A 17,462-nucleotide genomic window follows, 5' to 3' on the forward strand; every position below is an offset into this window, starting at 1 on the left:
TGGACGCGGATATATCATCAACTCAGCCAGGAGGGCTTAGTTGATGTAAATCGGCTGGATAGGGTGGATTGGCAGTTCTGGCAGCGTAGAGCTGCCTAAGCATAGATATTAACTGCTCAAAGTATTAAAATGTGATAAACGCGAATTCAATATTGAAAACATTTCGACCGCTAAAATGTGCTTCATAATCTAGTATGTATCAGTCTCCACTGCCCTCGCCCCATTCTCCGCCAGCGCCTGAACGCCCGTCAGCAACGTAGCAAAACGCTCGTCTTTGGTCAAGCCTTTTTTGTAGCGACCGTAAATCTGCTGGATAACCACGGCATTCTTAAAAAGTCCGAATACGTAGTAGAACAACAGGTTAGATACATCACGGCCGCTGCGTTCGGCGTAGCGGTTGGCAAACTCCTGCCGGGTGAGGTTGCCGGGCAGCCACGTCAGGTTAAAAGACTTCTCGAAAGGGCCGTCATTGGCCTCTGCCCAGTAGGATAAGGCAGTGCCCACATCCATCAACGGGTCGCCAACGGTGGTCATTTCCCAGTCCAGCACCGCCTGTATGTCGGTCAGGTCGTCGGGATTGAGCACGACGTTATCGTATTTGTAATCGTTGTGGATGAGCGTCGGTGGGTTCTCGGCAGGCAGGGTATCCGTCAGCCAGCGGGCGAGTTGGTCCATAGTGGGCAGGTCGTCGGTTTGGGCCGCCAGGTAGCGTTTGTGCCAACCCTCTACCTGCCGCCGGATATAACCCTCCGGCTTACCAAGATTTATCAGACCCGTCTGGTGAATATCAATCGCGTGCAGATTAACCAGATTATCGACCAGTGCCTCGGAGAGTTGGCGCATCTGCTCCGCCGGCAGGTTTAGCTTAGGAGCCATATACGCCCGCAGGATGATACCCGGCACCCGCTCCATCACGTAAAATGGGCACCCAATCACCGACTCGTCTTCGCAGAACACCACCGGCTCCGGAATTTTGGTATAGCCGGCTGCTTTCAGCATCGACAGCACCCGAAACTCACGGCCCATATCGTGCCCGCCCTTTATTTCCTTCGCCCCAAAAGGCGGCCGACGCAGCACATACTCCGGGCCATCTGTTTTCAGCAGATACGTCAGATTAGAATACCCGCCGGGAAACTGGGCAATGTCCGTTATAGGGCCAAAACCCGGCACCTGAGTATTCAGGTATGCCTGTAAGGCCTCTTTGTCCAGTTCTTCGCCGGAGCGAATGGTAGTGGGAATATCGGGTTTGAGGTTGGTCATGAACTACGCTCTTGTTGCCGCCATATCAGTTGCTTTTTTCTTTACATCCAGCCCATATCCTTTCATAATACTGCGGGCCAGGGCAGATTTGTGTACTTCGTCGGCACCGTCGTAGATGCGGGCACCGCGCTCGTGGCGGTAATACCAGGCCAGCAGAATATCGTCGGTGATACCCATAGCACCGTAGGTTTGAATGGCGCGGTCCACGACTTTGAGCATAATGTTGGCTACGAAGAATTTGATAGCCGAAATCTCGTTGCGTACAGCGGCCGCACCGAACTGGTCAATCTGGTGGGCAGTACGCAGCACCATCATACGGGCGGCATCAATCTCGGCCCGGCTCTCGGCAATGAAGCCCTGGATAAACTGCTTCTCGCCCAGCATCACGCCCGGTTCAATCTCGCGGGTAGCGGCCCGGCGGCACATCAGGTCGAAGCACCGTTCGCTGATGCCGACCCAGCGCATGCAGTGGTGAATGCGGCCGGGGCCTAATCGTTCCTGAGCCAGCGTAAAGCCCATGCCCTCACCCCCAATTAGGTTGGAGACCGGCACCCGCACCTCATTGTACTTCACCTCGGCATGACTACCCCAATGATCGCTGGGGTCACCCATGATGGAGATGTTACGCACCAGCTCGAAACCCGGCGTATCGGTCGGCACCAGAATCATGCTGGCCCGGCGGTGCGGAGCCGCGTCGGGGTTGGTCACGGCCATCACAATGGCAAAAGCCGCACCATCGGCCGAACTGGTAAACCATTTATGGCCATTTATCACGTACTCATCCCCGTCGCGCACGGCGGTGGTACCCAACCGTGTTGGGTTGGACCCGGCAAACTCCGGCTCGGTCATGGAGAAGCAACTCCGGATATGGCCTTCTTTGAGCGGCTCCAGGTATTGGCGCTTGAGGTCGTCGGGCGCGTATTTATGCATCAGCTCCATATTGCCGATGTCCGGTGCCTGGCAGTTGAAAGTATAATGCCCGAACGGGCTATAGGCCAATACCTCGCTCACCTGCCCGAATTCGCAAAGGGTGAGGCCCAGACCGCCTTCGTCTGCGCTATGCTGCAAGCCCCACAAACCGGCTTTCTTGACCAGTTCGCGTTTCTGGTCCAGAATACGGGCTACGGTCGAGAAGTGGCCGGTCAGGTGCTCGGCATTTTCGAGCGGAATCAGTTCATTTTCGACAAACTCCCGAATGCGCGGGATGAGGTCGCGGGTCTGATCAGTAGAAAAAATATCGTTCATGCTGGTTTTACTGCCGATGAAGCAGATACAGGCGACAAGTTAGTTTACTTAAATACCACAATCAACACCGCCCCGGTAACCATAATGGCGGCTCCGACGAGTTTCTGCACAATGTTTCGTTCCTTGAAAAACTGGTAGCCGAACAACACACTCAGCAGCGCCGACGTCTGGAATAGCGCCAGGGCATACCCGACCTGCGTACCGCCGAAGGCCACATTCGTCGAAAACTGCATCAGCCCCACCGACAGAAACAGGGCCAGGTACGTAATTTTCTGCGAAGACAGCAGCCGTACCTGCTCCTTCCAGTTCCCGCGCAGGGCCAGCACAATCCACAGCAATGTCAGGATAAAGCCCAGCACGCACCAGAAAACAAACACGGTTACGGGCGACGACAGCAGCATGGCTTTTTTGATAAAAACCGCTTCAATGGCCGAGCAGACCAGTGCCGCCAGCCGGTATTGAATTTCCGGTTGTTTCAGCAGCGCCCAGCTAAAGCCCGGCCCGCGCCGGCCCGAATCCAAGACAAAGTAGCTCCCTACCACAATGAGTACGACGCCCAGCGTACCGGCCCAACTGGGTATTTCATTGAGCAGAATAATACCGAAGACAATACTCACGACTGCCTTGTAGGCATTAATCGGCCCCAGCACCGACAGGTCACCTGTTTTGAGGGCCTTTACCAGAAAGACGTTGCCGAGTACGGCCAGTAAACTGATGATAATCGCATTCCACCAGAAGGCAGCCGGCAGCGCAGAAAAGTTAATTTCCTGCCAGAAGAACAGACATAGCACACTCAGAAAGCCATACGTAGCGGAGGTAATAAACAAGGGCTCCGCCGAGCGTTGCGTCAACTGTTTCTGGAAGACATTCGACAGCGGGTTCGATACAATCCGGACGATGATGGCGAGGGATGTGAGGGTGAGGATAGTCAACAGCATATTAAAACCATTCGTTTTGCATTGTCACCGTTACCCGGTCGGCGGAGAGCAGCCGCCGGGATAGCGCGTGGATTTTCACTAATTCGTATTCATAAAAATAACGGGCGGCCATGCGTTTTCCCTGATAAAAGTTTCGGTCGTCTTCGTGGGCGTCGGATAATGCCTGCTGGGAAATAATAGTTTGCCGGAGCCACTGCCAGGCTATCACAACAATGCCGAACAACTCCAGGTACAGTGTCGCATCGGCCAGGAAGGCTTCGGTATCAGACGGGGCTACGCTAAGCAGGTGTTGGGTAACATTGTCCAGTATTCCCAAAGCCGCACTAAGCTGGTCACTCAGGGCGCTGCCTTCCGGAGATGCCTGTGTCGCAATTATATCTTTTTGAATTTCAGCCAGCAGGAGCGTCACGGCTTTGCCGTTTTGCATGATTACCTTCCGGCCCAGCAAATCAAGACCGTGAATACCGGTTGTTCCTTCGTGGATAGGATGAATGCGGGCTTCGCGGTAAAACTGCTCCACCGGAAAGTCGGTGGTGTAGCCGGCACCACCGAGAATCTGCACGGCTGCGCTGGTGGTCAGGCAACCCATCTCCGAAGGATACGATTTGGCAATGGGTGTCAGCAAATCGAGTAGCAGAGCCGCATTTTCCTGCTCGTCACCCTCGGCGGCATGCACCAGATCGGCATAATAGCTGCATTGTAGCAATAGCCCCAGCGAGCCTTCCAACACTGCTTTCTGGAACAGCAGCATTCGCTTAACATCGGCGTGGCAGATAATGGGTACCTGCGGTTTGCTCGGGTCTTTTTCGGCGATGAGTCTGCCCTGCGGGCGTTCGCGGGCATATTCCAGTGACGCATAGTATGCTGCCGTACCGATGGATACGGCATTCATCCCTACCCCCACGCGGGCTTCGTTCATCATCTGGAACATGTAGCTGAGGCCCTTGTGTGGCTCGCCAACCAGATATCCGATGCAGCCATCGTTGGAGCCCACCATCAGGTGGGCAATGGGTGCGCCCTTGTAACCCATTTTGTGGTAAACGCCTGCGGTCAGCACATCGTTAACGAGTAGCCGGCCATTCTCCGGGCGCTTCTGTGGTACGGCAAACAGCGATATACCCTTTGCGCCCACCGGTCCGCCTTTGATTTTGGCTAGCATCAAATGAACAACGTTCTCACAGGCATCATGGTCGCCGGCCGAGATATATATCTTCTGTCCCCTAATTTTGTAAGTCCCCGGTTGATCAGTAGGCTCGGCGGTAGTGGTAATGTCGGAGAGCGAGCTACCCGCATCAGGCTCGGTCAGGGCCATGGTTCCCTGCCAGCGTCCGGCATACATATTTGGGGTAAAGGTGTCGATGAGTTCCGGAGAACCGAAGCTGCGTAGCAGATTAGCGGCTCCGGTAGTCAGAAACGGAAATACGCTGGCCGAATAATTGGCCGCGCCAAAGATAAAGGTAGCAGCATTCAGGATAGTGGCCGGAAGTTGCTGCCCACCTTCTTCGTACGAAAACGGCGCATTAATCCAGCCGTCCTCGCCAAACCGCCGGATGATGGAGGCCAGGCCGGGATGCACCCGGATTTTACCATCGACCAGTTGCGGCTCCTGCCGGTCCATCTCTGTCAGCAGCGGTTTCAGCAGCGACCCGGCAATCTGTCCGGCCGCATCGAGCACCATATCAAATGACTCCCGGTTGTGGTCCTGAAAGTAGGGGAATTGCGTCAACTGCTCCGCATTCAGCACTTCGTATAGGTGAAAGGCCAGATCACGTTTGGAATAAAACTGGTTCGCCATGAGTTATAGGTTAAATTTTCCGGGCCTTATCCGGCCGTCAGGCCGCCATCCATCTGAATAGCCTGACCGGTGCAGAAGGCATTTTCGTCGGAACACAGCCACAGAATTGCCTGCGCAATCTCTTCCGGCTGACCGAAACGGCCAATAGGAATAACCCGGCGCATCCGTTCTTCCATACCCGGTGCTCTATTCATCAAATCATGCACCATGCCCGAATGCGTATAGACCGGACAAACAGCATTGACCCGGATATTCTGCCGAACATATTCCAGCGCAGCTGTTTTGGTCAATCCCAGTACGCCATGTTTAGCGGCACTGTAAGGGGCCCCGTTAGGCATACCCCGCACGCCGGCAATCGACGAAATATTCACAATTTTGCCTCCGCCCTGCGTCAGCATCTGGCGGATTTCGGCCTGCATGCAGTAAAAGACACCACTCAGGTTTACCGCCAGCATGCGGTTCCAATCGTCCAGGGTCTGGTCAAGTAGTTTTGCGAAAGCCCCACCGATACCGGCATTGTTGATGCCAATGTCGAGCCGACCGTAGGTCTTTACCGTCTGCCGGATAAGTGCTTCCACCTCATTGGGGTCGGCGACGTTGCAGGAGATAAACGTTGCCTGGCCTCCGGCCTCCTGAATCATGGTAACTGTTTCCTGCCCGCCTTCGGCATTCACGTCGGATACGACCACGGCCGCCCCCTGTTGAGCAAATGCCAGCGCAGTGGCCTGGCCAATCCCTGAAGCAGCTCCGGTTACAATGGCTACCTGATTACTGAACGTAGTCATATCTATGGGTCATCAATTCGTTTCGAAAATAGCGTTATTTTACAGACACTATGCGTACCCTCTGGCATTATCTGCGCACCCACCTGCAAACTGATTTCCGGACTGACCTCTACCTGACCACAGCCCTGTATGCTGCAGTATTAATCGCCATCAACTATTGGCTGGACTTTGAAGACAGCATCATTGACAACTACCGGGGCAGTTATATGCGTCCGCTCCTGTATTTCTGCCTGTACGCGGTCGCTTATTACGGGGGTGTGCTCATCTGGACGTACTTCCATCGGCAGCCGGATGTGCTCCGCCGGCCACGGTTCTGGACACACACATTATTCGGTCTGGCTGTATACTCGTATTATGCCGGCTTTTACGGCTATGTGTCCTGGAGTGAGCAACTATTCGGTGGGAAGATTTACATATTCGCTTACCGTTGCCTCAGCAACCTGCACTCCATTATTACCGTGGCGCTGCCGCTGTACCTGTACTACCGGCTGTGGGACCGTGAGCATACCGGCTTTTATGGGCTTCGGCCAAAGCGAGCGGGCCTTCAGATGTACGCTGGTCTGCTGCTGCTTATGGTGCCGCTTATAACCTGGGCCTCCTTCCAGTCCGACTTTCTCAGCTTCTACCCAAGTTATAAAGACACCAACGCCAATGAATTTTTCAACGTCCCGGAGTGGGTAACGGCCCTCATTTTTGAACTCTCCTATGGCTGGGATTTTATACCGACCGAACTGATGTTTCGTGGTTTTCTGGTGATTGGCCTTAGCCGGTTGTTAGGTCCCGGCACGGTGCTGCCGATGATTGTGGTGTATTCGAGTATTCACTTCGGCAAACCGCTGGGCGAAACCATATCCTCCCTGGTTGGCGGGTATTTGCTGGGTGTTTTCGCCTTGTACAGCCGAAGCATCTGGGGTGGGGTACTCATTCACCTCGGCGTGGCCTGGCTGATGGAACTGGCCGCCTTCCTGCAACTGTACTTCCGCAGCTAAATGGTTGCATTTTGTTTAAACGTTAAATCCTGCACCCTTTACCATAATTTTTTGTACTCTCCGGTTATTAGAAAATTTTATTTGGCTTCTTAATAAATTCTAATGCTTCTGAGTAGGTTTCCGTAAATTTTCCTTACAACTTTGATCTAACTTGTCAAATTGTTAACGGCTCTTCCAACGGCTTATGCAACCGTTAAACAGCGTACTGACCGAACCGACAACAACCGTATTAGGGCGTGGCATCCAATACATCGGCATCGGTAAACACGGTAGCAAACCCTTACCCACCGAACTACTCCAGGAGTGCAGGCAGGCGCTGCTATCTCCTGATACTGACCCTCTCCAGAAAGGCGCGTTTATTGGTGCGCTCATCACCAAAGGCCCCACCGACGAGGAGCGGCAACTCGAAACGGTTTTTGGCCGGGGCGCTTTCTCGCACCCAACTTTTCTGATAAACAGGCTCTGCCCCGAACTGCCGACCCGGCTACTGCCTATCGGCACTAAGCTGCTACGCGGGCATACGCTCCGCACCAGTGAAGCACACCAGTTAGGTACGTACCTGTTTTCTGATGAACAAGGCCCAGATGCGTCCTGCGAGACCTTCCGCGCCATGGCGGCCAGTATTATGCGGGTACGTCACGAAACCAACGACGAGTACAAAGGGCTGTACGAGGCCGCCATGGAGACGATTACGCCCGGTTTTCAGCAGCCGGCCAACGTTAAGCAAACGCTCATCCAACTGGCCGAGCCATTCGACGGCGTAGCGCATTCGTACCTGATTACCCCGCTGCTGGCCAATCACCTGCAAAAGCGAGGCTACGGCGTTATATCCTCCGTCGGCCGCACGGCCGGACCCAAATACGGTGTAAACGCCCACGACCTTTATCTGTACCTAGGGTGCCCAATGCTCCAGAGCAACCACGAACTCTACACGCCTGAAGAACCCTTTGGCTGGGTACTCGACCAGAAAGCCCTTTCCCCGGCGCTCGACCGCTGGGTTGATCGTCGACGCGCCATGATTAAACGGCCGTTTCTGGCGACGCTCGAAAAAGTTTTAAACCCCTGCCATGCCCGCGTGCTGGTTACGTCGGTTTTTCACATCAACTACCAGATGAAAATGGCGGAACTGGCCCTGATGGCGGGCTTTGACGCGGTGGTAGTCATGAAACGGGGACTGGAAGGCAGCCTGGCCATATCAACCGCCCGCGCCAGTGGTATTCTGTGTGCCGTGCGGACGGAGAGCAATCATCTCTTCTTCCAGCATTTCGATGCCAGCCTGCCGGTATTCAACCCCTACCGCACCGAGACCGACGAGGATGTAGCTCCGCTTCAGGTAACGGATAATGTCCGGCTGGTACGGCAGTACCTCAAAACCAAAGAGACGGGCCATGCTGATTTCGACAACCGCGTCCGGTTGACATGCCTGATGCTCGACCGGGGGATGGAGTGGATTGCCGGTCAGCTTAAGTAAGAGAACACACCCGGTTTTGCTACCTTTGCCCCGTGCCTGTACCACCGGGCACCTGCTGATTCATGCTTAAAATCGCACCACGGTTCTATCCGCTTGTCTTACTGTTTCTTGGTATTCTGTTCTATATACCTTTTCTGGGACGGGTTCACCTGTTCGACTGGGACGAAATAAACTTCGCCGAATCGGCGCGGGAGATGCTGGTGACCGGCAACTTTACCCGTGTACAGATCAACTTTGAGCCGTTCTGGGAAAAGCCGCCCCTGTTCTTCTGGATGCAGGCCACAGCGATGAACGCCTTCGGTATCGGGGAGTTTGCGGCCCGTTTCCCGAATGCGATTATAGGCATTTGTACCCTGGTCGTCCTGTACCTCATCGGCCAACGGCTTTACACTCCGCCATTCGGATTGCTTTGGGCGATGGGGTATCTGGGCTCCTTTACGCCCCACCTCTACTTCAAATCCGGCATTATCGACCCTACCTTTAATTTCTTCATCTTCATGGGCGTCTGGTATCTGGTCAATGCCGTTGCTGCCTATAGTTCGTCCCGCGCCACTCGCTATTCAGCCCTGTCCGGATTATTCATTGGCCTGGCCGTGCTGACCAAAGGACCGGTTGGCGGACTGCTGCCGGGATTAACGTTTCTGATCTACTGGGGTCTCCAGCGCTTCCGCCCTATTCTGAGTTTCCGAAATGGACTTCTGCTGGCAGGCTGTGCGCTTGTAGTCGCATCACTCTGGTTTGGACTGGAGCTGGCGCAGAATGGCTGGTGGTTTTTTCAGGAGTTTATCGATTACCAGATTCGCCTGTTCATGACACCCGATGCCGGCCACGCGCAGCCGTTCTTTTACCATTTTGTGGTGGTGTTGCTGGGCTGCTTTCCCATTTCGGTACTGGCCATTCGCTACATCACCGTCTGGAAAGCGGCTCCCGCTTCTGACACAACGGAACCAGTGAATGGCGAGTTGTTCCGGCAGTGGATGGTGATTCTTTTCTGGGTGGTGATGATTCTGTTCTCCATCGTCCGGACAAAGATTGTCCACTACTCATCCATGGCCTGGTTCCCGGTATCGTACCTGGCGGCATACCATCTGCATCAGTACCTGACCGGGAAGATTAGCTGGAACCGCTGGACAACCATCGGACTTATCGTGCTGGGAGCTATTTGGGGAATACTGCTGGCGGCCGTGCCCCTCGTGGGTATGAATGCGCCGGCGCTTACCCCCTATATCAATGATCCCTTTGCCGTAGCCAACCTGCAGGCTCCCGTATATTGGGCGGGCTGGGAGTGGCTGATCGGTCTGTTGTACGGCGTTGCCATTATCTGGTGGATTATACGCGTGCCACGTGTCGGTTTCCGGGCCATAACCGGTCTTTATCTGACTACCGCTGTCTGCCTGCTCATCTATCTGGCGCAGGTGGTACCCAAAATTGAGCAATACACCCAGGGCACCGTTATCGACTTTTACCAGGCCAAACAGGGTCAAAATGTATACGTCGAACCCATTGGCTACAAGAGCTACGCCCAGCTTTTCTACTTTCGGAAAACGCCACCGGTGAATCCGAAAACCCGCGACGAAAATTACCTGCTGAACGGGCCGGTTGATAAGCCGACATTCCTGATTACGAAAATTACGTCGGCGGAAGATTACCGCTACAACCCGAATCTGGAGCTGATCAGTGAGGAAAATGGTTTTGTCTTTTTCCGCCGAAAAGTGTTCAGGTAAAATTGCCGGTTACAAATCGCCCATACTGTCGGTTCGCTCTTTAAGCCGGCGACGCTCACGCCATTGATTAAAGTAGTAGAATACCAGCAAGGAGGTCAGCGTTCCTACAACAGAGCCGGCGTATACATCTTCCACAAAATGCTGGAACAGATAAACGCGGGAGTAGCCAACCAGCATAGCGATAATCGCCAGCACCCAACCCCGGCTTTTCCGTTCGTCGAGCATCGCCAGCAGGCTGAACACGGCAAAAGCCGTTATGGTATGGCCGGACGGAAAACTGTTGTAGCTGAAAATATTAAGGCCCTTTATAGCGTGGTATTGCCAGTTAGAATGTTCAAAATACTTTAGCGGCCGTAAATTATCCGGAAATACTACCCGCTTCAGAAAAATAGACGTCAGCGACGAGATTACAAAACTACCCGCAGCCAGAATGCCCATCCACCACGACCGGATGAACAGAATAACCACAACAATAACAGCAAAAGCCCCATCGCCAAGATAGGTCACATTGTCGAAAAAGACGTCAGCCCAGGATGTGTTATAGGTATTTACCCATCGAATGAGTTCTTCCTTGGTATAGATCAGTTGCAGGATTCCTACCACCACCAGCGCTACCAAATAAGTCCAAAAGAACGCTCGGTTCTTACGTATTAATTCGATCATTCCCTTTGATCAGTCAATTAGTAACCTCTCCGACTCCGTAAACCGAACCTTTAGCTCACGGGCAGCTGCGTAAATCGGGTCTGCCAGATGGCCCAGGCCCGTTACGTCCGACATACAATCACTCACCACTACTAGTTTCGGCAATAAGCCCGGCGCAAAGTCCATTACTTGCTTCAGGCTGTTCGCTACGCAATGCGACTTAGCCTCACCCATCAGGTACACAGTATCAAAACGCTCCAGGTCGGCAATCAGGTCGGTGTTGAGCTGGGTTTCCGGCACGGCGGGGTCCGGCACCTGCGCCCGAAAGATACCGAAGTGCTCCGAAAGCGGGTGAACCCCCTTCTGTACGGCTTTGTAATCTACCTCCCGCTGCCGCGACCAGTCTTTCAGCGCATCCAGCAGCGTATCGTGCAGGGCCGCCCCTTTGGAGCCAATCAGACAGTGTTCGGGCCAGATGTAATGTTCAAACTGCCCGTCTGCTTCCAGGTCACGGACATACTGCCGGGCTTTCTCGGCGGCAAAGCGGGGCATCCATTTTCCGGCTTCTACCTCGGCGTAAGTAATGCGGGTAAACGGATGCGGGTGATTGCCCTGCTCGTCGTGCCAGAACAGCGGGTGGGCAATGTCCAGCAGTTTATGCGTATCCAGCGTCACCACAATATGGTCGATTCGGTCCCTATAGCGTCGAATCAGGTTCGCCATTCGGTCGACATCCTGCTCTGCTCCCGGCACAAACAGGGCACCGTTTGGGTGGCAGAAGTCGTATTGGGTATCGATAATGAGCAGCGCGTTTTTCGTATTATTCATAGCATCGTACTTACCTCAAAGGCGTTTCAAACTTAACAACTATTCCGACGTCTATGCTTATAAACTCATTTTCTTCAGCCGGTTCTTTCTTGATTCACAAAAGGTTCGTATCTTTGCGGTCTTATTTTACGGAGGACAGAGGTGGAGACCGAATTGCGTAAATACGACATCAACATCTTTGGGCTGGAGAACAAGCGCTATGAGTTCGATTTTGAATCAGGCGACAAGTTCTTCGAGGCTATGGATCAGGAGCTTATCCAGAAGGGCAACTTTAAAACCCACCTGACGCTGGATAAGTCGGAGACCATGATTCAGCTCAACTTTCACATCACAGGGCAGGTAGAACTGACCTGCGACCGGAGCCTCGATACGTTCGATGAGCCTATCGACATCCGGCAGAAGCACGTGCTGAAGTTCTCAGACCATAACGAAGAACTGACCGACGAGATCGAGTTGATTCTGCGCAATACACCGGTTATCAATGTGGCCCGGTACATTTTCGATTTCATTGGCCTGTCGCTGCCGATGAAAAAACTGCACCCCCGCTTCCGGGAGGAAGAAGAGCAGGAGGCCGACGACGAAACCGAAGGCAAACTGATTTATCGCTCCGACGCGGATCAGACGGATGATGACCAGGCACCGATTGACCCGCGCTGGGAAGCGTTGAAAAAATTGAACAACAACTAAATGCCTGAGCGCGTACCGACCGTACCGGCAGCTCAGGACCTGATTGATAACTGAATACTGTAAACTGCAAACTGATAATACAAAATGGCACATCCCAAACGCAGACACTCGAAAACCCGGCGTGATAAGCGTAGAACGCATTATAAAGCAACGGCCGTAACGCTCGCGACCGACGCAACTACGGGCGAAGTGCATCAGCGCCACCATGCTCACGTATTTGAGGGTAACCTTTATTACAAGGGCAAAATGGTTGTTGAGAACTACGCTCCGACTGTATAAGGCAGGCTTAACGCCCCACAAGCGGGCTCTGATTAAAAAGTATTTCGCAGGAGTCTGACCGAAAGATGAGTGCGGAATACTTTTTTATTGCCGGTGACCTCTCTATTTTTACACGATTTTTAGAAGTGCGTTTTTGAACGAATTGTCAATGAAAATTGCAGTAGACGCTATGGGTGGCGATTTCGCTCCTGAAGCTATCGTGGAAGGAGTAGTAATGGCCGCAGCCGGATTGCCGGAAAATGTGCAGATTGTATTGGTTGGGAAGCAAGCCGTAGTAGAAGAATTAATACACAAATACGCATCCGCGTCGGGTACGTCGGTAAACGCTATTGAGGTAGTCAACGCCGATGATGTGATTGAGATGGGCGAACATCCGACGAAAGCCCTCTCCCAGAAGCCCAATTCCAGCATCGGAGTTGGGTTTAAGCTTTTAAAGGAGAAGCAGGTCGATGCGTTCTGCTCCGCTGGTAACACAGGGGCCATGCACGTAGGTGCGCTGTTCAGCATCAAGGCCATTGAAGGCATTCTGCGGCCCTGCATTGCGGGCTTTGTACCGCAGAAAGCCGGTGGGTATGCCGTCATGCTCGACATTGGTGCCAACGCCGACTGCAAGCCCGAAATGCTGGCCCAGTTTGGCGAAATCGGCTCCATTTATGCCCAGTACACCCTGGGCATTGATAAACCGAGAGTGGCACTGATGAACATCGGCTCCGAAGAGCAGAAGGGTTCTCTGATTGCCCAGGCCGCTTACCAATTGATGAAAGACAGCCGCAAAATTAACTTTGTGGGCAACATTGAAGGCGGTGACCTGTTTGTAAATGCCGCCGATGTGATTGTGACCGATGGCTTTGTGGGTAACATCGTCTTTAAGTTTGGTGAGTCGCTGTACCCGCTGATGCTCGAACGGGGTATTCGGGATGAATTTATCGACAAAACCAACTACGAAGCCGTAGGCGGCAGCCCCATTATCGGCGTAAACGGCAACGTAATTATTGCGCACGGTATTTCATCGGCGCTGGCCATCAAAAATATGATCAATCTGGCTGTCCGGCAGGTTGAATCAGACGCTTATACAAAGATTGCACAAGCCCTCAGCTAGTTGAGCCGGGCTTTTTTTATGTGAATACGTACCCCCGAAACATGACCACCAGAGCTGCGATTACCGGAATTCACGCTCATGTACCGGACTATGTGCTAACAAACGCTGAGTTGGAGCGCATGGTGGAAACCAACGACGAATGGATTACCACCCGAACGGGCATTAAGGAACGCCGGATTCTGAAAGGAGAAGGAATGGGCACCTCGCACATGGCCGCCAAAGCGGTTGAGGGCCTGCTCGAAAAGACAAATACCAAACCGGAGGAAGTAGACCTGCTTATCTGCGCCACCACTACTCCCGATTTTGTATTTCCGGCCACGGCTAACTTGATTTGCGACATGGTGGGCATTCGTAATATAGGCAGCTTTGATATTCAGGCCGCCTGTTCGGGCTTTGTTTACGCGCTGACTATCGGCACGCAGTTTATTGAAACGGGTAAATACCAGAAGGTCATCGTAGTCGGTGCCGATAAAATGTCGGCGATTGTCGATTATACCGACCGGACAACCTGTGTACTGTTCGGCGACGGGGCCGGTGCGGTGATGCTGGAACCGAATACGGACGGGTATGGCGTTTTAGATTCCATTCTGCGGTCTGACGGCGTGGGGCAGCACCACCTGTTCCAGAAAGCAGGCGGCAGCCGCTACCCGGCTACGCACGAGACAGTGGAGAAGCGCTGGCATTATGCCTATCAGGATGGGCCATCGGTATTTAAGTTTGCCGTGAAGAACATGGCCGACGTATCCGCCGAAATCATGGAGCGTAACAACCTGAACGGGGAAGACGTTGCATGGCTGGTGCCGCATCAGGCCAACAAACGCATTATTGATGCTACAGCCAACCGCATGGGCATTGATGCCGATAAGGTGATGCTGAATATTCATAAATACGGCAATACCACGGCGGCTACCATTCCACTCTGCCTGTACGATTACCAGTCGCAGCTGAAAAAAGGCGATAATCTGGTGCTGGCAGCTTTCGGCGGAGGTTTTACGTGGGGTGCCGTTTATGTGAAATGGGCTTTTTAATCTGAATACCTATTGGGTATCCTGGCCCGATACTTTTATACATTTTTCTTTACTTTGAGTTATGGCAACGACCGCAGACATCCGCAATGGATTGGTACTCAACTTCAACAACGACCTATTCCAGATTATCGAATTTCAGCACGTGAAACCCGGTAAGGGAGCCGCTTTTGTGCGTACGAAACTGAAAAGTTTGACGTCGGGTAAAGTGCTGGACAATACCTTCAACTCGGGGGTAACCATTTATCCGGTACGCGTAGAACGCCGGAAATACCAGTACCTCTACAAAGATGAGGCCGGCTACAACTTCATGGACAACGACACATTTGATCAGGTTAACCTCGACGAGAAACTGATTGAAGGTGCCGACCTGATGAAAGAAGGCCAGGAAGTAGAGATTCTGATTAACGCCGAGACTGAAACCCCGCTGACGTGTGAACTGCCGCCGTTTGTCGAACTCGAAGTCACTTATGCGGAGCCCGGCCTTCGGGGCGATACCGCAAACAGCCCCAAAAAGCGGGTTGAAGTAGAAACCGGGGCCAAAATTATGGTGCCCCTCTTCATTGAGCAAGGCGAGAAAATTCGGGTCGACACCCGCACATACGATTATGTAGAACGAGTAAAGTAAGGTAATAGTCGATGGTCGTTAGTCGCTAGTTGTTAGCAAATTCGGCGTCAGCCACTATTGACTAACGACTAGCGACTAGCGACTAAACCCAACAACTATGGATACCAAAGACATTCAACGACTAATTGACTTCATCGCCCAGTCGGGGCTGGATGAGGTGAACATCGAAACCTCCGACCTGAAAATCAGCGTGAAGCGCTATGGCTTAGGTGCTCCGGCCGGTCAGCAACAGGCTTCGGCTCCGGCGACTATGCCGGCTCCGGTTCAGCAATCAGCTCCGCAACAAAGCGCTCCGGCTCCAGCGGCACCCGCAGCCGCACCGGCCCCGGAAAAAAAGGCCGATACCTCAAATTACATCACCATCAAGTCGCCGATGATTGGTACGTTCTACCGCTCATCAGGCCCGGATTCGGCATCGTTTGTAGAGCTGGGTGACGAGGTGAAGCCCGGTAAGGTAGTGTGTATTATCGAAGCCATGAAACTCTTCAACGAAATCGAGTCGGAAGTTTCGGGCCGTATCGTACGCGTACTCGTGGAGAATGCCACGCCGGTAGAATATGATCAACCGCTGTTCCTGGTAGAACCTATCTAGTATGTTCAAAAAGATACTTATTGCCAACCGGGGGGAAATTGCACTGCGCATCATCCGGACCTGCCGGGAAATGGGCATCAAAACAGTAGCCGTTTACTCGACCGCCGACCGCGACAGCCTGCACGTGCGGTTTGCCGATGAAGCGGTTTGTATTGGACCTCCCCCAAGTCGTCAATCTTATTTAAATATCCCCAGCATCATCTCAGCCGCTGAGGTAACCAGTGCCGACGCCATCCATCCCGGCTACGGCTTCCTGTCGGAGAATGCTGAATTCTCGCAAATCTGCGCGGATTACGGCATAAAGTTCATTGGTGCCACCGCCGACCAGATTAACTCCATGGGTGATAAGGCTACGGCCAAGGCCACCATGAGAGCCGCCGGCGTTCCGGTAATTCCCGGTTCAGAAGGGTTGCTGGAGTCGGTAGAGCAGGGCAAGCGGCTGTCGGCCGAAATGGGCTACCCGGTGATTGTGAAGGCTACCGCCGGTGGGGGTGGTCGTGGGATGCGTATCATCCGCAACGAAGGTGAGTTTGACAAAGCCTGGAACGATGCCCGTGTAGAAGCCGGTGCCGCTTTCGGCAACGATGGTCTCTATCTGGAGAAGTTCGTAGAAGAGCCCCGTCATATTGAAATTCAGGTTGTGGGCGACCAATACGGTAAGGTCTGCCACCTGTCGGAGCGCGACTGCTCCATTCAGCGCCGGCACCAGAAGCTGGTCGAAGAAACGCCTTCGCCCATCATCTCACCCGAATTACGGGAGCAAATGGGTCAGGCCGCTATTAAAGGGGCGCAGGCCATTCGATACGAAGGCGCTGGTACGGTTGAGTTTTTGGTGGACAAGTACGGCAAGTTCTACTTCATGGAGATGAACACCCGGATTCAGGTGGAGCACCCAATTACCGAAGAGGTAACGGACTTTGACCTGATCAAGGAGCAGATTAAAGTAGCCGCCGGTGTGCCGATCTCGGGCCGTAATTACACGCCGAAACTGTACTCGATGGAGTGCCGTATCAACGCCGAAGACCCGGCCAACGGCTTCCGTCCCTCACCCGGTAAAATCACCAACCTGCACATCCCCGGCGGCCACGGCGTCCGCATCGACAGTCATGTCTATGCCGGCTACACTATTCCGCCCAATTACGACTCCATGATTGCCAAGCTGATTGTCTCCGGACAGTCGCGGGAAGAGGTCATAACGCGGATGAAGCGGGCGCTACAAGAGTTCGTGATTGAAGGCATCAAAACCACCATTCCGTTTCACATCAAACTAATGGACGATGCACGCTTCATATCGGGCGATTTCACCACCCGATTCCTGGAAGATTTCGACTTCTCAAACCTGTAACCCGGAAAGCATTTCCGGTCATAAAAAAGCCCGTCGCTTTCTCTGGCGACGGGCTTTTCGTTATCTGATGAACTTGAGATGATTAATGGATTGTATATCCGAAATCCCCAATCTCAAATCCGAAATCGTA

At 53.2% G+C, this 17,462-nt stretch carries 17 protein-coding genes; 10 read left to right on the forward strand and 7 right to left on the reverse strand.

Annotated features, from left to right (window positions below):
* Window positions 1-189: 189 nt before the first annotated feature.
* The 5 genes from ABD931_RS27895 to ABD931_RS27915 are packed head-to-tail and all read right to left on the reverse strand — an operon-like array spanning window position 190 to window position 6,023.
* Window positions 190-1,260, reverse strand: a complete 1,071-nt coding sequence (locus ABD931_RS27895) for a phosphotransferase family protein (protein ID WP_345271356.1) — start codon at window positions 1,258-1,260, stop codon at window positions 190-192.
* A gap of 3 nt (window positions 1,261-1,263) precedes the next feature.
* Window positions 1,264-2,505: an acyl-CoA dehydrogenase family protein gene (locus ABD931_RS27900; RefSeq protein WP_345271357.1), complete on the reverse strand. Its 1,242-nt coding sequence runs from the start codon at window positions 2,503-2,505 to the stop codon at window positions 1,264-1,266.
* A gap of 44 nt (window positions 2,506-2,549) precedes the next feature.
* Complete coding sequence (locus tag ABD931_RS27905) at window positions 2,550-3,443, reverse strand: EamA family transporter (protein ID WP_345271359.1); 894 nt, start codon at window positions 3,441-3,443, stop codon at window positions 2,550-2,552.
* Between the two features lies 1 nt (window position 3,444).
* A complete protein-coding gene (locus tag ABD931_RS27910; RefSeq protein ID WP_345271360.1) occupies window positions 3,445-5,238 on the reverse strand; it encodes an acyl-CoA dehydrogenase in 1,794 nt (597 codons plus the stop codon).
* 26 nt (window positions 5,239-5,264) lie between these two features.
* On the reverse strand, window positions 5,265-6,023 hold the full coding sequence (locus ABD931_RS27915) for an SDR family NAD(P)-dependent oxidoreductase (protein ID WP_345271361.1): 759 nt from the start codon (window positions 6,021-6,023) through the stop codon (window positions 5,265-5,267).
* Window positions 6,024-6,073: 50 nt separating this feature from the next.
* Here ABD931_RS27915 and ABD931_RS27920 point away from each other — a divergent pair, with 50 nt between their 5' ends.
* From ABD931_RS27920 to ABD931_RS27930, 3 genes are all read left to right on the forward strand, one after another.
* On the forward strand, window positions 6,074-7,012 hold the full coding sequence (locus ABD931_RS27920) for a CPBP family intramembrane glutamic endopeptidase (protein ID WP_345271363.1): 939 nt from the start codon (window positions 6,074-6,076) through the stop codon (window positions 7,010-7,012).
* A gap of 184 nt (window positions 7,013-7,196) precedes the next feature.
* Window positions 7,197-8,483 carry an anthranilate phosphoribosyltransferase gene (locus ABD931_RS27925; protein ID WP_345271364.1) on the forward strand — a complete coding sequence of 429 codons (1,287 nt, stop codon included), beginning with the start codon at window positions 7,197-7,199 and terminating at the stop codon, window positions 8,481-8,483.
* A gap of 62 nt (window positions 8,484-8,545) precedes the next feature.
* A complete protein-coding gene (locus ABD931_RS27930) occupies window positions 8,546-10,207 on the forward strand; it encodes an ArnT family glycosyltransferase (RefSeq protein ID WP_345271365.1) in 1,662 nt (553 codons plus the stop codon).
* Window positions 10,208-10,216: 9 nt separating this feature from the next.
* On the opposite strand, the gene ABD931_RS27935 is transcribed toward ABD931_RS27930, so the two are convergent.
* Both ABD931_RS27935 and ABD931_RS27940 read right to left on the reverse strand, forming a co-directional pair.
* Complete coding sequence (locus ABD931_RS27935; RefSeq protein WP_345271366.1) at window positions 10,217-10,870, reverse strand: phosphatase PAP2 family protein; 654 nt, start codon at window positions 10,868-10,870, stop codon at window positions 10,217-10,219.
* A 9-nt stretch (window positions 10,871-10,879) separates the two neighbouring features.
* Window positions 10,880-11,677, reverse strand: coding sequence for a cysteine hydrolase family protein (locus ABD931_RS27940; RefSeq protein ID WP_345271367.1), 798 nt, complete (start codon window positions 11,675-11,677; stop codon window positions 10,880-10,882).
* Window positions 11,678-11,818: 141 nt separating this feature from the next.
* On the opposite strand from ABD931_RS27940, the gene ABD931_RS27945 reads away from it, so the two are divergent.
* The 7 genes from ABD931_RS27945 (at window position 11,819) to accC (ending at window position 17,332) form a co-directional block, all read left to right on the forward strand.
* Window positions 11,819-12,364, forward strand: a complete 546-nt coding sequence (locus ABD931_RS27945; protein ID WP_345271369.1) for a YceD family protein — start codon at window positions 11,819-11,821, stop codon at window positions 12,362-12,364.
* An 84-nt stretch (window positions 12,365-12,448) separates the two neighbouring features.
* Window positions 12,449-12,643 carry a 50S ribosomal protein L32 gene (rpmF, locus tag ABD931_RS27950; protein WP_345271370.1) on the forward strand — a complete coding sequence of 65 codons (195 nt, stop codon included), beginning with the start codon at window positions 12,449-12,451 and terminating at the stop codon, window positions 12,641-12,643.
* A 148-nt stretch (window positions 12,644-12,791) separates the two neighbouring features.
* Window positions 12,792-13,742 (forward strand): phosphate acyltransferase PlsX, encoded by a 951-nt coding sequence (gene plsX / locus ABD931_RS27955; RefSeq protein WP_345271371.1) that lies wholly within the window; start codon window positions 12,792-12,794, stop codon window positions 13,740-13,742.
* Window positions 13,743-13,783: 41 nt separating this feature from the next.
* The gene (locus tag ABD931_RS27960) at window positions 13,784-14,770 is read left to right on the forward strand and encodes a beta-ketoacyl-ACP synthase III (protein WP_345271372.1); all 987 of its coding nucleotides are present in this window, start codon (window positions 13,784-13,786) and stop codon (window positions 14,768-14,770) included.
* 61 nt (window positions 14,771-14,831) lie between these two features.
* On the forward strand, window positions 14,832-15,395 hold the full coding sequence (gene efp, locus ABD931_RS27965) for an elongation factor P (protein ID WP_345271373.1): 564 nt from the start codon (window positions 14,832-14,834) through the stop codon (window positions 15,393-15,395).
* Between the two features lie 97 nt (window positions 15,396-15,492).
* A complete protein-coding gene (gene accB, locus ABD931_RS27970; protein ID WP_345271375.1) occupies window positions 15,493-15,987 on the forward strand; it encodes an acetyl-CoA carboxylase biotin carboxyl carrier protein in 495 nt (164 codons plus the stop codon).
* Window position 15,988: 1 nt separating this feature from the next.
* Window positions 15,989-17,332: an acetyl-CoA carboxylase biotin carboxylase subunit gene (gene accC, locus ABD931_RS27975; protein WP_345271376.1), complete on the forward strand. Its 1,344-nt coding sequence runs from the start codon at window positions 15,989-15,991 to the stop codon at window positions 17,330-17,332.
* The last annotated feature ends 130 nt before the right edge of the window (window positions 17,333-17,462 follow it).

The organism is Nibrella viscosa, from assembly GCF_039541875.1.
GTDB classification, from domain to species: domain Bacteria; phylum Bacteroidota; class Bacteroidia; order Cytophagales; family Spirosomataceae; genus Nibrella; species Nibrella viscosa.

Coding starts and splice junctions, on each gene's coding strand:
- ABD931_RS27960 (WP_345271372.1), top strand. CDS start 13,784: ATGACCACCAGAGCTGCGATTACCGGAATTCACGCTCATGTACCGGAC.
- rpmF (WP_345271370.1), top strand. CDS start 12,449: ATGGCACATCCCAAACGCAGACACTCGAAAACCCGGCGTGATAAGCGT.
- accC (WP_345271376.1), top strand. CDS start 15,989: ATGTTCAAAAAGATACTTATTGCCAACCGGGGGGAAATTGCACTGCGC.
- ABD931_RS27900 (WP_345271357.1), bottom strand. CDS start 2,505: ATGAACGATATTTTTTCTACTGATCAGACCCGCGACCTCATCCCGCGC.
- accB (WP_345271375.1), top strand. CDS start 15,493: ATGGATACCAAAGACATTCAACGACTAATTGACTTCATCGCCCAGTCG.
- ABD931_RS27935 (WP_345271366.1), bottom strand. CDS start 10,870: ATGATCGAATTAATACGTAAGAACCGAGCGTTCTTTTGGACTTATTTG.
- ABD931_RS27915 (WP_345271361.1), bottom strand. CDS start 6,023: ATGACTACGTTCAGTAATCAGGTAGCCATTGTAACCGGAGCTGCTTCA.
- ABD931_RS27940 (WP_345271367.1), bottom strand. CDS start 11,677: ATGAATAATACGAAAAACGCGCTGCTCATTATCGATACCCAATACGAC.
- ABD931_RS27930 (WP_345271365.1), top strand. CDS start 8,546: ATGCTTAAAATCGCACCACGGTTCTATCCGCTTGTCTTACTGTTTCTT.
- ABD931_RS27905 (WP_345271359.1), bottom strand. CDS start 3,443: ATGCTGTTGACTATCCTCACCCTCACATCCCTCGCCATCATCGTCCGG.
- efp (WP_345271373.1), top strand. CDS start 14,832: ATGGCAACGACCGCAGACATCCGCAATGGATTGGTACTCAACTTCAAC.
- plsX (WP_345271371.1), top strand. CDS start 12,792: ATGAAAATTGCAGTAGACGCTATGGGTGGCGATTTCGCTCCTGAAGCT.
- ABD931_RS27920 (WP_345271363.1), top strand. CDS start 6,074: ATGCGTACCCTCTGGCATTATCTGCGCACCCACCTGCAAACTGATTTC.
- ABD931_RS27925 (WP_345271364.1), top strand. CDS start 7,197: ATGCAACCGTTAAACAGCGTACTGACCGAACCGACAACAACCGTATTA.
- ABD931_RS27910 (WP_345271360.1), bottom strand. CDS start 5,238: ATGGCGAACCAGTTTTATTCCAAACGTGATCTGGCCTTTCACCTATAC.
- ABD931_RS27895 (WP_345271356.1), bottom strand. CDS start 1,260: ATGACCAACCTCAAACCCGATATTCCCACTACCATTCGCTCCGGCGAA.